This window comes from Rheinheimera sp. KL1 (genome assembly GCF_001275035.1).
In the GTDB taxonomy this organism is placed as follows: Bacteria; Pseudomonadota; Gammaproteobacteria; order Enterobacterales; family Alteromonadaceae; genus Pararheinheimera; species Pararheinheimera tangshanensis.
This window is the reverse complement of the sequence record NZ_LAMX01000004.1, coordinates 1-21,657: the sequence shown is the minus strand read 5'-3', so window position 1 is coordinate 21,657 and position 21,657 is coordinate 1. Positions and strand designations below refer to the sequence as shown.

The following is a 21,657-nucleotide window of genomic DNA, read 5'->3' as shown; positions in this document are numbered from 1 at the left end:
CCCTTGTCGATTAGGCTAATGCAGTAATCAGTGCCGATACTTCAGTGATTTTTTGTTGCAGTAACTCACGATCCGCTCTGGTTTCAATATTGAGCCGCAGTAAAGGTTCGGTATTGGAGCTGCGTAAACTCAGCCGCCAGTCGTTAAACACCAAATCCAGACCATCGAGCAGGTCGATACTCTGCAATTCGGCCTGATAATGCTGTCGAATCGACAGCATGACCGCATCTGCGTCTCTCACCTTGAAGTTGATTTCATCGCTGCATGGAAATTGCTGTTGCAGTTGTTTCACCAGTGCCGAGAGTGGCACTGACTGCTGCGACAGCAACTGTGCTACCAGTAACCAGGGAATAGTGCCGTTGTCGCAGTAGGCAAAGTCGCGGAAATAGTGATGAGCGCTGATTTCACCGCCATAAAGTGCATTTTCAGCGCGCATTTTTTCTTTCATAAAAACATGACCGGTCTGACTTGGCACTGCGATGCCACCACTTTCGGCGACACTTTGTTGGGTGGCCCAATACAAACGGGGGTCATGCACAATTTTTTGCTTTGGGTTGGCGCTGAGTAACGACTGCGCCAACAAACTTACGACATAATAACCATCAATAAACTGACCCTGTTCATCAAAGAAAAAACAGCGGTCAAAGTCGCCATCCCAGGCCACACCAAAATCCGCTTTGTGCTCAAGCACCGCCTGACTGGTCACAGCCCGGTTTTCGACCAATAAAGGATTAGGTACGCCAGTTGGAAAAGTACCATCAGGCTCAAATTCTAACGCTATGATCTGCAACGGCAGTTTTGGCGCTAAGGCATTAACGACCAACCCTGCGCCACCATGGCCGGCATTCATCACTACTTTGAGTGGCTTGAATTTGTCGGGCTGAATGTAAGTCAACACGTGTTCGATGTAAGCTGGCAAGGTGGAGAGCTGCTGATGGTCCCCCTGTTGCACGGCGCTCTGACTAAAGTCAGCCGTAGCGACTAAGTGTTTGATCTGCTCCAGTTCAGTGTGCGCATTCAAAGGCACAGCATTTTTTCCGACCAGTTTCATACCATTGTAATGGGCCGGATTATGGCTGGCGGTGATACAAATACCGGCATCTGCATTGAGGTGAAACACCGAAAAATACACTTGTTCAGTGCCACAAAGGCCAATATCTATGACTTTTGCACCACCTTCAGTGAGGCCCTGCGCTAATGCTGCGCTTAAGGTCGGACTGGACAAGCGGATATCATGCCCAATTACCACAGTTTTTGCTGCTAACACCTGACATAAAGCCCGGCCTATCCGCCAGGCCAATTCTTCATTCAGCTGTTCTGGCACAGTGCCACGAATATCATAGGTTTTAAAACAGGAGACTGGCCACATAAGTTCATTTTTTCTGACGTCAATAATGCCAGAGTATACCGCCTTTTTATTTCCACCGACATCTGAGGCTGACACCAAACTGACGCTGTTCTGAGACTGACCTTTTGTTTGCATCGGATAAGCTCTCTGTACCCAAAACTATCTACCATCAAGGTGGGAAGTGGATGGGGCAACAGCAACTCAGTTAATTATTTATTTCACTATGAAAAAGGAATGATCATGGCTCTTATCAATATTCTTGTTGCAGTGAATGCCTCTGAACTGGCATCACGTTTAGCTGATGGTTCTATGAAGCCTGGTTCTGTCAGCAGTCCAACCAATTTAGGGGCCTGGGGAGGCTCTGATGTATTTGTCTCTATGATTGCTCAAAACAGCTATGTTGCCAGTGATCAGGGGGGTTCTGAGCTGGATATCAAAGCGAACTCAGGTGATACAGTACGCTGGACTGTCAGTACTTTTGACGGAGACACAGATTACACAGCGTTTTTATACAATGGCAGTTTTAATCCGTCTACCAGCATTACGGCTTTGAATTACTTTAATATGCATACCAGTGTTTATCTGCCAAGTGGCTCAGATCCGGTCAATGGTACTTTACAGCTGTTCCACAACAATGCTTATGCGACCCAAGGTACTGTGATTGAAGCTGGTCAGAAAATTCAATACACCCTGAGCTTTAAACTGGTCAACAACAGCACCGGAGCCATTATTGGCTACTTCACCTGGGATCCATTTATCAGTATTTCGAACTAAATTGTTGTTGCAGACAAGGCCTGAGATTTCAGGCCTTTTTTCAGTCTGCTGCAAAGCCACACTGCTTAACGCTCCGCTGGTCTATCAGGATTAAGCCTCGTTGCTGCATAACAGTTTAGGGGGCAATTTCGTATCAGTTTGGTCTCAGGTTAATCATATGTAAATTTTGAGCTGGACTAAAAGTAGTGTCAGGTTCATAATTTTGTCTCTTTTTTGAAAACAAAATCATGCAGACTTAACTACCGCCATTCTGTTTTCCAATTCATGGAGTGAAGGCCTTATGCAAGAAGCTCTGGTGTTAAAAGTGGAGTTGCTTAAATCACTGCGGCAGCAACGTTTTCTTAGTCAGGAAGATCTATTTAATGCCTGCCAGCAGCGTTCGTTGCGGGTCTCATTGGCGACCATTAAAAGGGCGGAGACAGGCAAAAAAGTCAGTTACCGCACAGTACGGGAATTGTCCGCATTTTACGCTGTGCCGGCTTTGTCTTTGGTACAGCAGGAATCAGCTGACTCCGGCCAGGTTTAGCCGGATTCTGAGCGTTACTTTTCAGGAAAACGTTGTTTTTCAGCCATACATTTTGCTTTGGTCAATGTAAATAGTTGTCCTGATTTATTGTGTTTCAACTGGCACTGTCCCTGCTCAATTTGCAGGATAAACAAGTTGGCTAAATCCATATGACGGCCATCCAAAGGACGACCTTTATCATCCCGTAGCACGGCAGACTCGACCCAGATCTGGCTTTCAAATAAATAAACATTGTCGGCCAACTTTACCAAAGGGCCGCCTACGGCTTTTTGGATCTGTTGCTGTAGTTCCAGCTTCACTTCTGGTGAGGTTTCTGTCAATACTGCTGGTTCTGCTACTGCCTGAACTTGCTGACAAGCGCTGACTATCAGCAACATGCTGCCTAAAGTGGCATATTTTAAAAATAAGGTTGTCTTCACTACTGCTGGTCTCTGATGGGTTGACGAATACTATTATTGAATACGTTGTCTGTTGGATTTTTGACTGCGAAGCCATCTGCTACAGCGGCGCCTGATAAAGCAGTAGCCAGAGTGGTTTTGGCTCCAAACTTATTAGTCGCAGCAGAAGCTGGCAGAGTCGGGCAACTATTATTTTCCATATAATACAATGCAGCTTCTAACATATCTTCCTGCTGGTCGCCTAAGGCTTTAGATAAATCATCGGCCACAGGGCAGCCTTTCACATCGGCACTAAAGACAGGGTTGTTGGTTGGATTAAACCCATCTGCGTAGTCGCCAAATCCTTTGAAATTAATACCACTGAATTGGATGCTAAAGTAGGTTGTGCCGCAGTTGTCCTGTGGATAAAAACCATAAGGTTTGCCACAGGTTTTGCCCCCTATCTGAATGATTTCCACATCAACTCCCCTCAGTCCATTGATAAAAGCTTCACTGGCGGAGCAAGTATTGTCTGTGGTTAATACATAAATACGGCTTAAATTTAAACTGGGCAAGGTGGTATTGGTTAAAGTCCCTGCTTCGTAGTTTATTTCACGGCTGTAAAAAGGAGTGGGGGTTAAGCTGTCACCTGTGATTGGGTCTGTATTAGGATATTTATCGTTAAACCGCAAACGTTCAAAATATCTGCCCTGAATAATATCCGGACCCGTGACCATGTAACCCAATTGTGAGGCTAGGGCCAACAAACCGCCGCCGTTATAGCGTAAATCCACCACCAGCTCAGAAATAGCAGATTCACGGAACAACTCAACAGCGTCAATCAGTTGCTGCTGCGCTGGCACTATATAGCTGTTAAATTGAAAGTAGCCCACAGCGCCGGAGTCGGTATTGATCACTTTTGCATTCTGTACCGCGCTGGACGCGACATCCGCTGATCTGAGCTGATAACTGACGTCGGTATTTTCGACGGTCCTGAATTTAAAACTATGTGTTTCGCCTGCACTGTCGGGAAACACGCCGGCATTTAAGCTATTGACGCCGCTTCTGCTGTTTTCATTCACAAAATCTATGCCATCAACTTCAAGTAAAAAGTCACCTCTTTTGACCCCGGCCTGAGCAGCGGGAGAGCCGGGTTCGGTATAGGCCACAGTGAAAGAGCGTGGTGCACTGGTCGATACAACTGACCATTTAATGCCATAACCAGAGCTGACACCGGATTGAGATTGCTGTTGGTATTCAGCGGTATTTTCAGTGTAATGAAATTGATCTTTAGCGACGCCGGAATCTGTGACTGCTGTTGTTTTTAACAAGTCAAAATAAGCCGTGATGCTGTAGCTCGCGGGATCCACATCGGCAACTTCGCGATACCAAAGGTAGGTTCTGTTATTCCAGGAGCGTAACCACATTTTCTCGTGCATGGCTGTGCCTGCTTTATCCGGGTAGGCTCCTCCATTGAAAGGATCTGTGCCTGAACGCGGCGCTACACAAAAGTTTTTAAACTGAGATTCATCATTAAATTGACCTGCAGTCCAGATGGGAGCCGCCGGAATGGTGCTGCCAGTGCCACCATTACCCCCCGTATTTCCCGTGCCACCGGTATTACCAGTTCCAGCAGTATTACCGGTACTGCCGCTCTCAGAACCGCCACCGCCACATGCAATTAAGGTTGTCAGAGCAAAGAAAAAGGATAAGGTTAATTTAACATTCTTTGACATTCTATCTCTCCATTTGACTGCACCACAAGGCTGGCGCTGCACGCCTTATGCCTCAACGGATCTTCTGTCAGTGTATGCCAGCTTTATGATTTTGGTTTGTTCAGATAGTAAAGCTTCCGGAGCTTGTTGTGTCAGTATATTTACATCAGACGGCAGGGCCTGAATCAGCAGTCTTAGCGCTCTGTGCCGGGATACTTTCGTTTTGCCGCACAGACAAAAGCAAAATTTCCGGGCATCACTAAATCTGGATGGCGAATTTTATTAAACAAAGCCCAGCCTCCTTTGTAGCGTCCGGGTTCAATACGATGCATATACTGGCCACCTTTTTGCCCATCCAGCATGGCGATCACTCTGTTACCTTCGACGACAAAACCATCTCCCGACGGATCGACAAAATGTCCCTTGGTCAGCAGGACTCTGTCGTTGCAAAGCTGAGCAGTAAACTGCAATCTGCGTTGCTGATCCCTGATTTTCAGAGTATTGACTTCATAGCTGTACTCCCAGTGTTCGGGGCTTTGTTTGAGTTCACCCTTTTCCACGTCGATCAGCACCTGACCTGCAGCATCTGACATCATAAAAGAAAAACATAACCAGCCGGATTCTGAATACAGAGTAAAAAACTCTTGCCCGTTCACCCAAATACAATACTGTTCAGTTTCCGTAGCAGCAAAGTCAGCATAGACAGTATTCATCCCGACAGAGACCTGCACCCTGCGATGTGGATCAAAACTAAAACCAGGTTTATTGATACGTTGTTGGTTAAAAGGCTGATTAACACGTTCCGCCAGAGTGGAACGGCTCAGTAAGGTGCTGTTGAGTTGTTTTGCATGCAAGGGGCAAATCAGCACAGCAGACTGATGATTGGGCTGCTGGTAGTAACGAAATACAGGGGCGCCACAGAAAACACAGCCATAAAAACACTGCTGGCGAGTTTGTAATTTTTGTTGTTGTGTCAGATCTGCTGCCAGAATTAATGCTGACTGATGTTCCTCAACTGGCTGCATATCGATAAAACCTGCACAAATTTGCTGTAAAATTTAAGTCTCTAAAGTAACTGAGTCACTCAGACTTTCACAATGGCTGAAAGCGGAAAAAGTTAAAAAAGCCTGACCAGTGTTGCTGCCGATCATTGTTTTTGTGTTCAAACCGCTTTATTTGGAAAAACTGCAATCCCAGACGTTATAGCGCTCTGGCCATACAACTATTGAATACAGTTATGACACTACTTCTGTTACAGGTTTTTTCCCTGCGGTCAGACTACTGCCCAATGAGGCCGCGATAACAGAAAAGATCGCCAGCCACTGCAACAGACTTAATTGTTCGGCCAGAATAATCAAACCAGCTAAAGCGGCTATAGCGGGTTCCATACTCATTAAGATACTAAAACTCTGCGCTGGTAAACGTTTGAGTGCCACCATCTCCAGACTGTACGGAATCGCACTGGATAGCAACGCGACGGCAAAAGCAAAAGGCAAGACACTCCAGCTAAAAAGTGTACTTCCGGCAGAGACTAAGCCGATAGGAAATAAAAATAAAGCCGCCACAGCCATACCTAAAGCCACAGCAGTACCGCCATGCAGAGCACCACCGGTTTTCTGACCAAAGATAATATAACCAGCCCAACAGGCGCCTGCGCCTAGAGCCAGAGCTACACCCAGTGGGTCCAGGGCTGTGGCTTCGGTTTGCCAGGGCAACAACAGGCCTATACCTGCCATAGCTAAAGCCACCCAAAGCAAATCCAGTTTACGTTTGGATGACAGTAAAGCGACAGCTAAAGGACCGGTGAACTCTAATGCGACTGCTATTCCTAAAGGAATTCGTTCAATCGCCAGATAAAACATCAGGTTCATCCCCCCTAAGCTTATGCCGTAAAACCACAGAGCTTTTTGATCCTGTTTGGCGGGCCACTTTTTCCAGGGCTGAAACACTAAGGACAAGATCAAAGCGGCAAAACCCACCCTTAATGCTGTGGTGCCCTCTGGCCCAATCACAGGAAATAGGGTTTTAGCTAAAGAGGCACCAGATTGGATCACCACCATAGCCACTAAGACACTGGCGATGGCCCACCAAAATGACGCATTACGGCTGTGTGGCATAACATTCTCGGAATCACTGGGAAAAGCAGATTTTACCACTCAAAGCCGCTGTCGGGCGACAGAAAATATCAGATCTTTCAAAGTCTTTGACTGGTGGGCTGATGCAGTTTGCGCTAGTCTGCTGCATTGTTTTTTTGTTTGTCAGGATAGTTATGAAGTTATTCCGTATTCCGCTCTGGCTGTGGTTGTTATTTGTAGTTGCAGGCCTGGGTTATGCTTTTCATCCTTATCTGTTAGCACAAATGATGCAGATGGAACAAAAACGTCTGTTGGCTCAGCCTGAACCTGTGGTTGAGCAGATGCCGGAACGGCTAGATTTTGGGCGGCAGATGGCAGATTTACGTTATCTGGCGTCCGATGAATTGGCGGGCCGTGGCACAGGACAACCCGGTGGAGCTAAAGCTCAGCAATGGCTGGTGGCAGAGTTCACTCACATAGGTTTGGTTGCAGCTGGCACAGCAGGTTATTTACAGCCTTATCAGCCTACTACAGGCAAAGCTCAACTGATGAAGGGCGCCGCCAATGTGTTAGGTCGGATTGAAGGTTCAGACCCGGCTTTACCTATGTTGGTACTGACAGCGCATTATGATCATTTAGGTCTACATCAGGGCAAGATTTATTTTGGTGCAGATGACAATGCATCAGGAGTTGCCGCTTTATTGGCAATGGCGCGTTATTTTAAGCAATATCCACCTCGTCATACCCTGTTATTTGCTGCTTTGGACAACGAAGAAACTGGCATGTGGGGCGCCCGTATGTTGTTTGAGCAAGAGCTGCTCAAACCAGAACAGATCAAGCTGAATATTAATATGGATATGTTAAGTCAGAATACCCAACAGCAGCTGATTGCTGTGGGTTCTTATCATTACCCAGAATTAGAGAAACCTTTACAACAACTGCAACAACAAAGTTCAGTGCGTTTATTATTGGGCTATGACAGACCCGCCTGGCTAGTGGGAACTCATCAGGACTGGACTTTCAGTTCAGACCACAGAGAATTCCACAAAAGAGCTGTACCCTTTGTCTATTTTGGTGTGCCGGACCATGCTCACTACCATCAGCCGAGCGATACAGCTGAAAATATTGATCCAGAGTTTTACCGCGAAGTGAGTGAAACCCTGCTGGATGCTGTACTGTTATTTGACGCCAGCTAACCAACTTATGAAACTCAGGACCCTGTGCTATGCTGGCCCTATTCCGGCATAGTGCGGCGACTTTTCAGTTTTTATGCGAATTCTTCACAGCTCCGACTGGCATTTAGGCCAGCATTTTATTGGCAAAAGCAGGGCAGACGAGCACAAAGCTTTGTTTGGCTGGTTAAAACAACAGATTGAAATTCATCAGGTTGATGCCCTGATCGTAGCCGGAGATATCTTTGATACCGCCACTCCAGCTAGTTATGCCCGCGAGTTGTATCACCAGTTGATTGTGGATTTGCAGCCCACAGGCTGCCAACTGGTAATGCTGGGTGGTAATCACGATTCGGTGGCTGTGCTGCAGGAAAGCAAAGAGTTGCTGGCCTGTTTACATACTCAGGTGGTGCCAGGCTGGCTGGGCGCTGCAGAGTCTCATCTGATGGTACTGAAGAATAAGCAAGGTCAGCACGGTGCTATTCTGGCCGCTTTACCTTTTTTGCGTGCCCGCGATTTGTTACAAAGCCAGAGTGGCCAGCAGGCCAGCGATAAACAACAGCAGTTACAACAAGCCATAGCAGACTGTTATCAGCAGTGTTTTACCAAAGCTCAGGCACTCAAAGCTGAACTCGGATTGGAACTGCCTTTGTTAGCCACAGGGCATCTGACCACAGTGGGTGCCAGCAGTAGTGAGTCGGTGCGGGAGATTTATATTGGCTCGTTAGAGGCATTTCCTGCCAGCGCTTTTCCAGAATTTAATTACATAGCCCTGGGCCATATTCATCAGCCGCAATTGGTGGCTGGCAAACCTCATATCCGTTACAGCGGCTCGCCTATTCCATTAAGTTTTGATGAGGCCAAACAGCAAAAATCCATGGTGTTGCTGGATTTCACCGCTGCTGAAGGTGCGATTGAGTTGTTGCCTATCCCTTGTTTTCAGCCGCTTTTGAGCCTGAAATGCAGCTTACCTGAACTGAATTCCTTATTACAGCAACCTCTGGCAGAGCTTAAAGCAGAACAAAAACTCTGGTTAGAGCTGGTATTAACCGGCAGTGATGGGTACCTGAGTGATTTACAAAGTCAGGTGCAGCAGCAATTGGATGGCTTGCCAGTGGAGTTATTGAAACTACGTCGCGCCAGAGTCGCGGCAGTAGCGTCTCTAACCGCAGAACAACAAGAGTCTTTGCATGAGATGACACCGGATCTGGTGCTGGAGCGACGACTGGCGGCAGAGGAGCTCACTGACGACGAAAGAGCGGAATTTCAGTTGATGCTACAACAGGTGATGGCGCAGCTGGAACAAGCTGATCAGCCGCCAGAACCGCAGGTGTTGTCATGAAAATTTTATCGGTGCGGCTGCAAAATTTAAATTCATTAAAAGGCGAGTGGAAAATTGACTTCACCCAGCCGCCTTTTGATCAAAGTAATTTGTTTGCTATTACAGGCCCAACAGGCGCAGGCAAAAGTACCATACTGGATGCGATTTGCCTGGCGTTGTATCACCAGACGCCGCGCTTAAAACTCTTGTCGCAAAGCAGCAACGAGCTGATGACCCGCCATACCAGCGAATGCCTGGCTGAAGTGGAGTTTCAGGTACGCGACCAGCGTTACCGCGCGTTCTGGAGTCAGCGTCGTTCCCGTGGTGCAGTGGATGGCAACTTGCAGGCTGCCAAGGTGGAACTGGCTAAAGCCGATGGCGAAATACTGACAGATAAAAGCAACGAAAAGCTCAGGCTGACGGAACAGATTACTGGTCTGGATTTTGGCCGTTTTACCAAGTCGATGCTGTTGGCTCAAGGCGGTTTTGCTGCCTTTTTAAATGCGCCGGCCAATGAGCGGGCAGAGCTATTGGAAGAGCTGACCGGTACTGAGATATATGGTCAGATTTCGATGCAGGTGTTTGAACAAAACCGCCAGCATAAAACGGCGTTGGAATTATTACAGGCCAAAGCCTCGGGTCTGGTGTTGCTGGATTTAGAGCAGCGCCAGTTGTTGCAACAGCAGTTGGCGGAGTTAGAACAACAACAGCAGCAGCTGAAAACAAAACAGCAGCAACAAGCCCCTTTATTAGCCTGGCGTCAGCAGCAACAGCAGGCCGTAGTGCAACTGCACCAGGCAGAGCTGAAGCAGCAGCAGTTTGAGCAAGAACAGGCGATGCAACAAAGTGCGCTGGCTAAGTTACAGCATTATCAACAAGCCGCAGTGTTATTGCCTTTGTACAAAGAGTTGCAGCAGCAACGTTCGGCTGTAACAGAAGCACAAGAGCAGCAGCAACTGCAGTCCCGCCAGTTAGATGATTTAAAGCATCAGCAACAACTCCAGTTGCAACAAGGTCAGGGCTTAGCGCTGCAAATACAGCAGCAGCTTCAGCAACAGGTCCAGCAACTGCAGCAACAGGGGAAGATTCTAACTGAACAATTGGCACAACAGCCTCTAGGTGCCGATCTCGCGGCCGCAGTTGCGGGCTGGAAACCTTTATTGCAGCAACGTCAACAAGGCTTAGAGCTGCAGAAAAACCTGCAGATGCAGCTTAGCCAGTCGGACATTGTGGTATTGCAACAACAGCTGCGGCAGGTAAAGGCCGAATTACAGCAACTGGAGCAGCAGTTGCAACAGAGTGCTCCTGCGTTCTCCATTGAGCTGTCAGAGTTACAACAGCAACTACAGCATTACAAAACTCAGTTGCATACGTACCCGTTATTACTGCGGGTTGCCGCTGCTTTGCAGCAAAAATTGCAGCAACAGCAAACAGAGCAATTGGAACTGCAACAAAAACAAAGCGACAGCCAGCAGTTGCAGCAACAAATAGCGGCATTACGTGAGCAGTTCAGGTTGTACAACGACAGAGTGGCAGATAAACAGAAACTGGTGCAGCAGGAGCGACTTATTGCTGAACTCAGCAGTCACAGAGCCAAACTGCAACCAGGCGATGAATGCCCGCTGTGTGGCAGCACCACCCATCCCGCGGTTAGCAGTTATCAGGCACTGGATCTAACACAGACTGAAACAGAGCTGGCGGCCTTAACTACTGAACTGAAACAGGTCGAAGAGCAGGGCAAAGCCTTACGTGAGAAGCAGCTACAGCTGGAAGAGCAACAAAAAGCACAGCAACATCAGTTACAGCAGCTGGCTGAAGATATTAAGCAGCAAAGTGAACAATGGACTGAGTTACTGCAAAATCTGCCAACAGCAGAGCAACAACAACTGCAACAGGCCAGCTTAAAAAAAGCGTTATTGCAGCAATTTCAGCAGCAGGCCCAGCAGGCTTTGGAGTTACAACTGCAGACGGAGAAACAATTGCTGCAACGCCAGCTTTGGCAACAGCAGCAACATGAACTGGCCCATCAGCAGCAACTGCTGCAACAGCAACTGTCTGTGCAACAGCAGCATCAGCAGCAGCTAGGCGAGGCTTTGCAACAAAACCAAACTTACGTGCAGCAACTGGAACAGCAGTGGCAACAAGAGCTTCAGCCTTTTGGTTTTGTTTTGCCCGCAGCGGCTCAGCAACAGCAGGCCTGGCAAGGTTGGTCAAAACAAGCGCAACAATGGCAGCAGTGGCAACAAGAGTTACAGCGCCAGAGTCAGCAACTGGATAAAGCGCTGATGCAGCAGCAACAGGCTGATGGACAGTACCAAAGCTGGGTAGATAAGCTACAACAGGCGGGTTTAGCGCAGGTATCGGCCAGTCAGAGTGCAGTACCAGTGCAAGAACTTGAGCAAGTGCAGCAGCAGCTCACGGTCTTAAGCAACGAACTGCAGCAAAAAACCGGCCAGCAACAACAAAGCGAGGCCCAGTTGCAGCAGTTGCAATCGAGGTTAACCCTATTGCAGCAAGACTGGCAAAAACAGCTGGAACAGCAACAATTTGGCAGCGAAACCAGCTTTTTGGCTATGTTACTGACTGAGCAGCAAGTGCAGCAGTTAACAGAGTTAAAAGACAAGCTGGCCGCTGAAAAAATTCGTTGTCAAAGCCAGCTGGAGCAAGCGAAGCAGCAAGTGGAGGCTTTAGAAAAGCAGCAATTGACAGAGCAAAGCCTGGAGCAGTTGCAGCAACAAAGCGTAGAGCTTGAACAGCAGTTATTTAGTGCGCTGGAGCAGGCTGGCCAATGCAGGCAACAACTGCAAAGTGATCAGCAGCATCAACAGCAGCAGCAACAGCTGTATAACCAGATTGAGCAACGACAGCAACTGGTGCAGCAATGGCATAAATTCAACAGCTTAATAGGCTCTGCCGATGGCGCTAAGTTCCGCCGTTTTGCTCAGGGGTTAACTTTATTGCAGTTGGTGGGCTTAGCGAATCAGCAACTGGATAAACTACATAGTCGTTATCAACTGGCACGTAAAGCCGACGCTGAGCTGGAACTACAAGTGCTGGACAGCTGGCAGGCTGATACCACAAGGGATACTAAAACTTTATCCGGTGGCGAAAGCTTTTTAGTCAGTCTGGCTCTGGCTTTAGCTTTGTCGGATTTAGTCAGCCACAAAACCCGCATAGAATCTTTATTTCTGGATGAAGGTTTTGGCACTTTGGACCCGGACACGCTGGAAACTGCATTGGCCGCCTTGGACCAACTGAATGCCAGTGGCAAGATGATCGGCATTATCAGCCATGTGGAGGCGTTAAAAGAGCGTATTCCGGTACAGATTAAACTGCAGAAGCAGCAGGGGTTGGGGTACAGCAGTTTAAGTTATTAAATTTGGTTGGATGACAAAAGTCATGCTCAAGTCATGACTTTTGTGTCTGATGTTTTTTCTGTAGTTCTTTGATACTGAGTTCACACCACTGAGGTGAAACAGCACAAGGACTATCACGATGAAAACTTTACTGATGACGTTCAGCATTTTAACTTTGACTGCGGCTCAGGCGGCCACTGTGGAACAAATTGATGCGGCTTCGAACCGCATGGATCTGAAACAGCTGGCTGTGTATGCTGCTGAAGATCCGGCCGATTACAACAAAGCCTATGCCAACTATCGATTATCCATTATGGCGGGTCTTACAGGGCAACAGGATCAGGCTGCACAAGCTTTAGATGTAGCGCAGTCGACGCTGGAGCAACTGACTTCAGCCCAGCCTGAAGCCGAGAGTCTGGCTTTATTGTCCAGCGTGTATGGCATGCAGATTGGCAATAATCCACTAAAAGGTGCGTTGTATGGTCCAAAATCCAACAAAGCTATTCAACAGGCAACCAAGCTGGACCCGGCGAATCCGCGTGTTGCTCTGATCAAAGCCATCTCAGCTTACAATACCCCGGCTGCTTTTGGCGGCAGCAAACAAAGTGCTATTGACCTGAGCAGCAAGGCCATTGAACTCTATGCCCAGCCTTGTCAGCAGCTGTGCTGGGGTCATGCTGAAGCTTACACCTGGCGGGGTTTAGCGAAACAAGAACTAGGGGATAAAGCCGGTGCTATTGCCGATTGGACTAAAGCGACAGAAGTGGAACCTTCTTATAGCTGGGCCAGGTTTCTGCTGACACAACAACAAAGTTACAGTCAGAATCGTTAATTTTTCTGGCACGGGGCTCTGCTGAGCCCCGCTCTGAAGGAGTCGAAGATGTTAGAGCTGGAAAAACGTTTATCCTGGGTGTATCTCATCAATCTGGTGTTCTATATAGCGCCATTTTTTTACATCAATTACAGTCCGCTTCAGTATCTCTGGATGACAGTGGCCTTAGTGGCTTTTGTTGGTTGTTATTACTGGGTTTACCGCAGTCACAGCTCACAGATGTTAGTGCCTATCCTGCTGATGGCTCTGATCGCCAGTGTGATCACGCCGCTGAATTATGGCTCTATCGCGATGTTTGCCTATGTCAGTTTTTTTATTGGTTTTGCCTATAATTTCCGTCAATTTTTAGTTGGTGTTGCTGCCTTGCTTTGTGTGCTGGTGCTGCTGGATCAGTTTTTTGTCAAAGGTGCGCCTTATTTCTTGCTTTACGGTTCAGCTTTGGTACTCGCCATAGGGGTATTTGGTGTGCTCGACCGGGCCAGGCGTGATAGTTTGTTGAAAGAGCAGCGCAGTGCAGAAGAAATTAAGCAACTGGCCACTATAGTGGAGCGTGAACGCATAGCGCGCGACTTGCACGATATTATGGGACATAGTTTGTCTGGCATAGTGCTGAAAGCGGATTTAGCCGATAAGTTATTACAACAGCAGCAGTTTCAGGCTGCCCACCAGCAACTGCAGGAGCTGGCTCAGATTGCGCGTGAAAGTTTAAGTCAGGTGCGTCAGACGGTGTCCGGTTATAAACATAAAGGTTTGGCAGGCGAGGTTCAGGCTTTAAGCACTAAGTTACGTGAAGCCGGATTTGGAGTCGATGTTCAGGGCGAAATCCCGACGCTGTCAGCTCGGGAAGAAACTGCTGTAGTGTTGATCCTGACTGAGCTGGTCACCAATGTGTTAAAACATAGTAATGGCGATGAAGTGCAGATCAGCTTTAGCGAAAATCAGCAGGGGCGTCAACTGATGGTGTCGGATAACGGCAAACTCAGTGAACTGAAACAAGGCCATGGTTTGACTGGCATTCAGGAGCGTCTGGCTGCGCTGAACAGCCAACTGGAATGGCAATTATCGCCCAGTCGCTTTAGTTTTACTTTGCCTAAGGAGGCCTGATGCATATTTTACTGGCTGAAGATCAGGCGATGGTGCGGGGGGCCTTAGCCGCTTTGTTGGGGCTGAATTCAGAGTTTCAGATCACTCAGGCGGCCGATGGCGATCAGGCATTGGCACTTTTGAAGCAGCAGAACTTTGATTTGCTGTTGACTGATATTGAAATGCCGGGCCGAACCGGTTTGGAGCTGGCGCTTTATCTGCAGCAGCAACAAAATCCGACGAAAGTGATAGTGATCACCACTTTTGGCCGAGCCGGTTATATTCAGCGTGCTATTAGCGCTGGTGTGCAAGGCTTTTTACTGAAAGACGCGCCGTCAGAGCAGCTGGTGCAGGCGATTTATCAGGTGATGGCTGGAAAACGGGTGATAGATACTGAGCTGGCTTTGTCAGCTTTGGGTGAACAAGACCCGTTAAGTGACAAGGAGCGTAGAGCTCTGCGTTTAGCGTCAGAAGGCAAAAGTACTGCTGATATTGCGGCCACACTTTATATCGCCGAAGGTACAGCCCGAAATTATTTGTCGGAGGCTATCAGCAAATTAAATGCAGCAAACCGGGTGGATGCAGCCAGAATTGCACGGCAAAAAGGCTGGTTATGATAACCAGACCTGAAGCTGCAGCCAGGGACGCGAATATATCCTTCGTCTTTCAAGATGCTCGGTTGTTGGCCGCGCGCCTTCACCTCAATCACATAGGATCTCTATGCTCATGAGGATTCAGTCACTTGCCGCCTACGAGCAGCTTGAAATCCATTGGGTATAGACCGCGCCCCGATAAAAACAGACGAATTAAAACGAATACACAAAAGTTAAAGAAGTTTGGGTATCGGTTTTCTTTTTACCTACAGGTACTTTCGAGTCGTTTTGCACTAAAAAAGCAGCTTTCATCTGCATCCGGCCGTTAATTTTGGCGGTTAACGACGATTCAGCGATAGTACGTTTATTGTCTTCACCATACTCCAGACTGAGGGTCTGTTTAAAGCGGGCTGACTCACTGATTTGCCAACGATAGGTAGCGGCACTACGCACTATCATGCCATTTTCGGTTTCTTCCAGGTCCGTTTTGCCTCTGTAATAACCCGGACCTATTTCACCTTCCAGCGACATAGTGTCAGTTTTAAACAGTTCATCGCCGTACCCTACAGCGACAGTGGTGTATTCAGTATACGCACCAAAACGGTCATCAACATGAGAGCCATAAATAAACAACCGTGCTGTGTCTTTATTCAGTTTGTAACCGCCTTTGGCAGAGGCTGCATATCTTTCGGCTGAGGTTTCTACCAGGGTTTGACCATCGTCAGCTTCGGTTTCGTCGCGCTTAAAAAATGCACTGAAAGTGTAGTCGTTTGACCACTGCTCCAGTTCTTGTTTGGAGTCGATTTTTCCTGTGATGGATGTACCCTTGGTGTTACCGGAGGTGGTGATAGCACCTAATTCGGCCGATGTACTCCAACCCAGTTTCGTCTCGTTGGAAGCACTTTCTTCGGCTTGGACTGTGACAAGGCCGCTCAGAATGAACAGACTGCTCAACACTGACACAGAGCAGAGAGTTTTTTTCATGCGTTATTTTTCCTTTTTGAAATGCAGGTCCATTTGTGGAAAAGGGATCACAATCTGGTGCTGATCAAAGCTCAATTTGATTTTTTCCAGAGTGTCCCAGTACACAGGCCAGTAGTCGGCTGCGTTGACCCATGGACGGACTAAAATATTGACTGAACTGTCGGCTAAAGCGCCAACAGCTATGACAGCAGTGGGTTCGGCCAGAATACGACTGTCTGCTTTGAGTATTTGTTCCAGTAATTCTTTGGCTTTTTTCAGATCAGAGTCGTAGCTAATGCCCACTGTTAAGTCGACTCTGCGGGTTTTTTCGGCTGAATAATTCACTATAGCCGAGCCGGTAATTTGCGAGTTCGGCACAATAATGCGTTTATTGTCTGGGCTTTTCAGCACTGTCTGAAAGATTTCTATTTTTTCTACCACACCAGAAACACCTGCCGCATCGACAAAGTCACCGGCTCGGAAAGGGCGGAATAAAATAATCAGTACGCCGGATGCGAAATTGGATAACGAACCTTGTAAGGCCAAAGCTATAGCTAAACCTGCGGCACCTAAAATGGCGATAAAAGACGCAGTCTGAATGCCGACCTGAGACAATGCAATCAGGATGGTGGCGACCATAATGGCGGCTTGAATAATTCCGCTTAAAAATGACACTACAGCCCTGTCTACTTTGCGGTGAATTAAGGCTTTTTCCAGCATGCGGGTCAGACTTTTTGAGAGCCAGCGACCCAGATATAAGATGACTAAAGCGACCAGAACTTTGACGCTGTAACTTAAAATTAATTGCTGATTTTTTTCCAGAAAATCCAGGAATTGTTGCATGTTTTTCTCCATTTTCGAGCAGCTGGTCTCATCAATATCGGTTCATCTGACGGCCATACCCTAGCATAATCAACAGCCCGACCCAAGCCGAACGGGCCTTTGCGCTATGTTTCGTAAAAAATAACTTTGCTTCATCACAGAATTTCGCTAGAATCCGCGCCGCTTGTGGTGACTGTAGCTCAGTTGGTAGAGTCCCGGATTGTGATTCCGGTTGTCGTGGGTTCGAGCCCCATCAGTCACCCCAATTATCCTCAGCAGACATCCATAATCCCAAACTACTAGTTCTCACAAATATCCTTGAAGCCATTCTGTTGTTATGCTTTGCAAGGTTCTTGTTTATTTAGTTGCATCATCATGGATTTAAAACAACTACAGTTATCTTTGCAGCAGCCCCATTTAGCCCCTGTGGAACTTTGGGATCCAGCTTTTTGCGGTGATATCCCTATTCGTATCGATCGGCACTGTGACTGGTTTTATCTGGACTCTAAAATTCAGCGTCCTGAACTGATTCAGCTTTTTGCCTCTGTATTAACCCGGCAACAGCAAGACTACTTTTTGCTGACACCTGTGGAAAAAGTCCGGATCCAGGTGGAAGACGCAGCTTTTCTGATTGTAGCGCTGGAACAACAGGAAACCGATCCTGTTCTGATAGCGACCACCAACTTAGGCCAGCAGTTATTAATTGGCGCTGAATATCCGTTATTTTTGCAGGAGCAAGAGGACGGTCAGTTACTGCCTTATATGCGGTTATGGCGTGGCTTGACGGCTAAATTCAGCAGAAATACCTATTATCAGTTGGTGGAGTTAGCCTCTGTTGTGGAGTGCAATGGCAAAGATGTGTTGCAGATCAGCTCTGCCGGGCTCAGTTTTGAGCTTGGTGCCTTGGACTAACCATTAATCCCAGATCTAAGGCTCTGTATCGCATTCATTTTTTCTGTGCTTGCTGCTTTGACATTCCTGTTTCATAGTCGATGTAAAGCAGCTGGAAAAAGCTGTGTTTATCCACCAGGAGATAGAATGAAACTGCAACTTAGCTTTATCACCAGCGCTTTATTGATAGCAGGAACTGCGCAGGGCGCTACTTTAATTCATGCCGGTAAACTCATTACTGCTGACACAAACAAAGTGCTGACACAACAGACTGTGATTGTGGAAAATGACAAAATTTTAGCCGTGGAGTCTGGTTATAAAACACCGGCCAACGGTGACCAGGTTATAGATTTAAAAAATCATACGGTGATGCCTGGTTTAATGGATATGCATACTCACTTCTCCAGTCAAATGGGGCCGGGCTCCTACACCGAAGATTTTTTACTAAATGAAGCCGATGTGGCCTTACGTGGCGCTACTTTTGCCGAAAAAACCCTGATGGCAGGTTTTACTACAGTGCGTGAACTGGGGGATACCCATCACACCAGCACTGCGCTGCGTAAAGCTATTAACTCGGGGTATGTCACAGGTCCACGTATTTACACAGCTGGTAAATCTATTGCTACAACAGGTGGGCACGCTGACCCGACTAATGGCGTAGCTTATGCGCTGATGGGCGATCCTGGTCCAAAAGATGGCGTGGTCAATGGTCCTGATGAAGCTCGCAAAGCGGTGCGCCAGCGCTATAAAGAGGGTGCAGACCTTATTAAAATCACGGCCACAGGTGGCGTGCTGAGTGTGGCCAAAAGTGGTTCGAACCCGCAGTTTAACAGTGAAGAGTTAAAAGCTATTGTTGAGACGGCTAAAGACTATGGTATGACAGTAGCTGTGCATGCGCATGGTAAAGAAGGCATGGACAGAGCCATTGAGGCGGGTGTGGATTCGATAGAACACGGCACTTTGATGGATAAAGCTACGATGAAACTGATGAAAAAACATGGCACTTATTATGTGCCCACCATCAGTGCAGGCAAATGGGCTGCTGAAAAAGCTGCGATGCCAGGCTTCTTCCCTGAGTTAGTTCGTCCCAAGGCCTTAGCTATAGGCCCTAAAATTCAGCAGACCTTTGCTGACGCCTACAAAGAAGGCGTCAAAATAGCTTTTGGTACAGATTCAGGAGTGGGTGCCCATGGCGACAACTGGCGTGAGTTTGTTTTTATGACTGAAGCCGGCATGCCAGCGTTGGAAGCTATACAAGCTGCGACTATCGACTCAGCCCGCTTGCTAAAAGTAGAACAGGAACTGGGGTCTGTAACACCGGGTAAGATGGCTGATTTAGTGGCAGTACCTGGCGATCCGTTGCAAGATATTCAGCTGATGGGGAAAGTCAGTTTTGTGATGAAAGCCGGAGTTGTGTACAAGCAATAACAGCAGTTCAACAATAAGAAAGGCAGCGTTAGCTGCCTTTTCTACTTCTGTTGCTGGTGATGGAAAAACTCCAGCAACTTATGTACGTCGGCCATTATTTCAGCCTTTAAATCAATTTCCGCTTGCTCGCGCAGGTGATCCAGATGGCGGATTTCTTTTTTATCCCGCTCTTTGCGCGCCTGATGAGTCGGCATATCTTTGACCACTTCATACATTTTAAACAAGCCAGGGTAGCTCTGTACTGCATCGGGTTTATTGGGGAGTTGCAGATGGTCCAGCAATACCCAAATCCGCAATGCGCCTTCAGACAATTCACACTGCTCTTCGCGCATAGCTTTGGCAATTAAGACTATGCTTTGAGTCAGATCAGCGTTTTTGGCGTCAACCAACTGCTGTTGTTGCAGCTGTTGTTGTTTAATCAACCATAACAAACGGCCGAGATAAAAACTCAGACCAGCAATAATCAAAACTGCCGCTAAGGTGGCTAGTATCCAGTTGAAGGTCAAACTTTATCCCCTATTCACCTAAAAATTCTTTACGCCAGTCAGTACGTTCTAATTTGGCTAGTGGATCCAGCTCTTCCTCTTCCTCGTCGTCCTGATCTAAACCTAACAGGGCAACAAGTTCGGCATGGCGTGCTGTTTTGGCATTAAAGTATTTGGCATCTTTGCCGGTCAGTATTTCGCCCTGATCGACTTTATCTAATAATTCCAGCAGTTTTTCATCGTTTTCAAGCAGCGCTAATTCCTGTTCCGGCGGCATTTCCGGCTCTTTTGCTTTAGTCAACTGGACTACAGGCTTGAACTGCTTTGGCTGTGCCATTAGCTTTTGTTCTGCTTCTGTGACGATCAGCGCTATAGGCTTTTTACTACCGTGGCGTGGATCTTTCGAGCTTTTGGACGACTGCTTTTGTTTATCTTCAGCTGAAGGAGAATGGCGACTACCGGATTTTAAGCCTGCACCTTTCTTTTTAGTTTCAGGCGCGCGCGTGCGATCCTGACGAGCTTCTTCAGCCGGTCTGTGCCTGGTACCAAGTGGGCCTGAGGTGCGAGTTTTTTTAATCCGGGTCATATCTTTTACCTACAAAAAAGGGCGCGTATTTTAACCAGTTTATCTGAGAAAACCTAGGTATTTCGTTTTTTAAATATCACTACATCATCCGCAGGGAATTCAAGCTCCAACCGATCTCGTTGTGCCAGAAATTCAAAAGTACGTTGGTGAAAAAAGCTGATATGAGTAGGGTCATTTTTATAATGCCAGTTATGAAAGCTATTTTTATCCGTATAACGTTTGGTCATCAGAGCAAGCACGCCTTCAGGCTGCAATAAATTCAACCACAGATGCCATTCTTTCGCCGGATTAATAAAATGTTCTATGGCCTCAGTGCAACTGACAAAATGATATTTTCGCTGCAGAGCTATGGGTTCCGGCGCATAAAAGGGATCCCACACCTGCATCTCTTTGCCCGCCTCCCGGAGCATATGTGCCAATAAAGGCCCCGGGCCACAACCGAAATCTAATCCGGTATTTTGCTCAGGTCTCAGCATGCTGAGCAGGGGGGAAGCCAAGCGAGACAAAAATTTACGATAACCTAGGTCATCCAATTGGTTTTGATGTAAATCGTATTGTGCTTTTTCCTGTTCGGCAGTCAACAAAGTCGTACGATCAGCAAAGACTAAAAAACACTGTTGGCATTGAAAATAAGCGCGTTTTTTGTCGCTGCAAAAAATCTGGGTTTGTGAATGCTGACATAAAGGGCAAACTGAATTCATGATGAGGGTAAATAAAAAGGGCGGTATAAGATGTTACCGCCCTCTATATAAGGTGTCTAGCGCGACACATAATCTGCTTTAAGTCGTCCTGACGGGAGTTCAACACCCTGTCTGCACAAGTTCCCTATATTTTTACGCAAATTCCCTATAAAGATAGTTATTCGCGATCATCCTGATACTTAGTGGTCCTTCCTTGCGCTGTGTAAAATACACATTGTCATCATCTTGATGCTGCAAAAACTTACTGATGCACTGCTGCTTTCCGTGCCTGCTTTCCATGTTTTCAAAGGTTACTAAATGTAACGGACTTAAATCTACTCCGATTTTTCAGAATGGCAATACAGCGGTATAAAAAAAGTACAAAAAAAATGAACTTTTTTGTAATGTAATTATAAATCAATATGTTACATATATTTTGTGGTCTGCTTTTTGTGGTGTAAGTTATCTCTTACATGGTTGTGAGATATATCTCACCCGGAAGTAAAGAATTTAAAGCAACGCATAAAAAAACCAGGCATAAAGCCTAATGCCGATCAGATAAGCATTTTTCAGACCGGTTGACCGATCCAGTGGTTGATGTATAAAGGCCTGCAACAGAGATGTAGCAGG

The 21,657-nt window shown here is 47.1% G+C and carries 20 protein-coding genes and 1 tRNA gene; 11 read left to right on the top strand and 10 right to left on the bottom strand.

Going from position 1 to position 21,657, the window contains the following annotated elements; genetic code table 11:
• Nucleotides 1-10: 10 nt before the first annotated feature.
• The gene (locus WH43_RS01310) at nucleotides 11-1,369 is read right to left on the bottom strand and encodes a phosphohexomutase domain-containing protein (RefSeq protein WP_053422930.1); all 1,359 of its coding nucleotides are present in this window, start codon (nucleotides 1,367-1,369) and stop codon (nucleotides 11-13) included.
• Nucleotides 1,370-1,588: 219 nt separating this feature from the next.
• Between WH43_RS01310 and WH43_RS01305 the strand changes: the two genes are divergently transcribed.
• Nucleotides 1,589-2,122 (top strand): AidA/PixA family protein, encoded by a 534-nt coding sequence (locus tag WH43_RS01305; protein WP_053422859.1) that lies wholly within the window; start codon nucleotides 1,589-1,591, stop codon nucleotides 2,120-2,122.
• A gap of 280 nt (nucleotides 2,123-2,402) precedes the next feature.
• Complete coding sequence (locus WH43_RS01300; RefSeq protein ID WP_053422858.1) at nucleotides 2,403-2,648, top strand: Cro/Cl family transcriptional regulator; 246 nt, start codon at nucleotides 2,403-2,405, stop codon at nucleotides 2,646-2,648.
• A 14-nt stretch (nucleotides 2,649-2,662) separates the two neighbouring features.
• On the opposite strand, the gene WH43_RS01295 is transcribed toward WH43_RS01300, so the two are convergent.
• The 4 genes from WH43_RS01295 to rhtA form a co-directional block, all read right to left on the bottom strand.
• Nucleotides 2,663-3,067 carry a hypothetical protein gene (locus WH43_RS01295; protein ID WP_053422857.1) on the bottom strand — a complete coding sequence of 135 codons (405 nt, stop codon included), beginning with the start codon at nucleotides 3,065-3,067 and terminating at the stop codon, nucleotides 2,663-2,665.
• Nucleotides 3,067-4,761 carry a S41 family peptidase gene (locus tag WH43_RS01290; protein WP_053422856.1) on the bottom strand — a complete coding sequence of 565 codons (1,695 nt, stop codon included), beginning with the start codon at nucleotides 4,759-4,761 and terminating at the stop codon, nucleotides 3,067-3,069. The genes WH43_RS01295 and WH43_RS01290 overlap by 1 nt, the downstream gene beginning before the upstream one ends.
• A 173-nt stretch (nucleotides 4,762-4,934) precedes the next feature.
• Nucleotides 4,935-5,765, bottom strand: a complete 831-nt coding sequence (locus WH43_RS01285; RefSeq protein ID WP_053422855.1) for a hypothetical protein — start codon at nucleotides 5,763-5,765, stop codon at nucleotides 4,935-4,937.
• A 210-nt stretch (nucleotides 5,766-5,975) separates the two neighbouring features.
• Nucleotides 5,976-6,857: a threonine/homoserine exporter RhtA gene (gene rhtA, locus WH43_RS01280; protein WP_053422929.1), complete on the bottom strand. Its 882-nt coding sequence runs from the start codon at nucleotides 6,855-6,857 to the stop codon at nucleotides 5,976-5,978.
• 152 nt (nucleotides 6,858-7,009) lie between these two features.
• Here rhtA and WH43_RS01275 point away from each other — a divergent pair, with 152 nt between their 5' ends.
• The 6 genes from WH43_RS01275 (at nucleotide 7,010) to WH43_RS01250 (ending at nucleotide 15,196) form a co-directional block, all read left to right on the top strand.
• Nucleotides 7,010-8,011, top strand: coding sequence for a M20/M25/M40 family metallo-hydrolase (locus WH43_RS01275; protein ID WP_053422854.1), 1,002 nt, complete (start codon nucleotides 7,010-7,012; stop codon nucleotides 8,009-8,011).
• A gap of 73 nt (nucleotides 8,012-8,084) precedes the next feature.
• Nucleotides 8,085-9,329: an exonuclease subunit SbcD gene (gene sbcD / locus WH43_RS01270; RefSeq protein WP_053422853.1), complete on the top strand. Its 1,245-nt coding sequence runs from the start codon at nucleotides 8,085-8,087 to the stop codon at nucleotides 9,327-9,329.
• Nucleotides 9,326-12,685, top strand: coding sequence for an AAA family ATPase (locus tag WH43_RS01265; protein ID WP_053422852.1), 3,360 nt, complete (start codon nucleotides 9,326-9,328; stop codon nucleotides 12,683-12,685). Before sbcD ends, WH43_RS01265 begins: the two co-directional genes overlap by 4 nt.
• A 118-nt stretch (nucleotides 12,686-12,803) precedes the next feature.
• Nucleotides 12,804-13,496 (top strand): tetratricopeptide repeat protein, encoded by a 693-nt coding sequence (locus WH43_RS01260; protein WP_053422851.1) that lies wholly within the window; start codon nucleotides 12,804-12,806, stop codon nucleotides 13,494-13,496.
• A gap of 48 nt (nucleotides 13,497-13,544) precedes the next feature.
• Nucleotides 13,545-14,600 (top strand): sensor histidine kinase, encoded by a 1,056-nt coding sequence (locus WH43_RS01255; RefSeq protein ID WP_053422850.1) that lies wholly within the window; start codon nucleotides 13,545-13,547, stop codon nucleotides 14,598-14,600.
• Nucleotides 14,600-15,196 (top strand): response regulator transcription factor, encoded by a 597-nt coding sequence (locus WH43_RS01250; protein WP_053422849.1) that lies wholly within the window; start codon nucleotides 14,600-14,602, stop codon nucleotides 15,194-15,196. Before WH43_RS01255 ends, WH43_RS01250 begins: the two co-directional genes overlap by 1 nt.
• A gap of 189 nt (nucleotides 15,197-15,385) precedes the next feature.
• Here the strand turns inward: WH43_RS01250 and WH43_RS01245 are convergent, their stop codons facing one another.
• Both WH43_RS01245 and WH43_RS01240 read right to left on the bottom strand, forming a co-directional pair.
• Complete coding sequence (locus WH43_RS01245; RefSeq protein WP_053422848.1) at nucleotides 15,386-16,156, bottom strand: DUF481 domain-containing protein; 771 nt, start codon at nucleotides 16,154-16,156, stop codon at nucleotides 15,386-15,388.
• A 3-nt stretch (nucleotides 16,157-16,159) separates the two neighbouring features.
• A complete protein-coding gene (locus tag WH43_RS01240) occupies nucleotides 16,160-16,978 on the bottom strand; it encodes a mechanosensitive ion channel family protein (RefSeq protein WP_053422847.1) in 819 nt (272 codons plus the stop codon).
• A gap of 168 nt (nucleotides 16,979-17,146) precedes the next feature.
• Here WH43_RS01240 and WH43_RS01235 point away from each other — a divergent pair.
• From WH43_RS01235 to WH43_RS01225, 3 genes are all read left to right on the top strand, one after another.
• Nucleotides 17,147-17,222: transfer RNA gene (locus tag WH43_RS01235), tRNA-His, on the top strand.
• 110 nt (nucleotides 17,223-17,332) lie between these two features.
• Nucleotides 17,333-17,869, top strand: coding sequence for a DUF1285 domain-containing protein (locus tag WH43_RS01230; RefSeq protein ID WP_053422846.1), 537 nt, complete (start codon nucleotides 17,333-17,335; stop codon nucleotides 17,867-17,869).
• 126 nt (nucleotides 17,870-17,995) lie between these two features.
• A complete protein-coding gene (locus WH43_RS01225) occupies nucleotides 17,996-19,276 on the top strand; it encodes a metal-dependent hydrolase family protein (protein WP_053422845.1) in 1,281 nt (426 codons plus the stop codon).
• Between the two features lie 41 nt (nucleotides 19,277-19,317).
• Here WH43_RS01225 and WH43_RS01220 read toward each other — a convergent pair whose 3' ends face one another.
• Genes WH43_RS01220 through WH43_RS01210 form a run of 3 tightly spaced genes read right to left on the bottom strand, consistent with a single transcriptional unit; the run spans nucleotide 19,318 to nucleotide 21,048 of the window.
• On the bottom strand, nucleotides 19,318-19,782 hold the full coding sequence (locus WH43_RS01220) for a DUF2489 domain-containing protein (protein WP_053422844.1): 465 nt from the start codon (nucleotides 19,780-19,782) through the stop codon (nucleotides 19,318-19,320).
• A gap of 10 nt (nucleotides 19,783-19,792) precedes the next feature.
• Entirely contained in the window at nucleotides 19,793-20,347 is a 555-nt protein-coding gene (gene yihI / locus WH43_RS01215) for a Der GTPase-activating protein YihI (protein WP_053422843.1), read from the bottom strand.
• 53 nt (nucleotides 20,348-20,400) lie between these two features.
• On the bottom strand, nucleotides 20,401-21,048 hold the full coding sequence (locus tag WH43_RS01210) for a class I SAM-dependent methyltransferase (RefSeq protein WP_053422842.1): 648 nt from the start codon (nucleotides 21,046-21,048) through the stop codon (nucleotides 20,401-20,403).
• Nucleotides 21,049-21,657 lie beyond the last annotated feature (609 nt).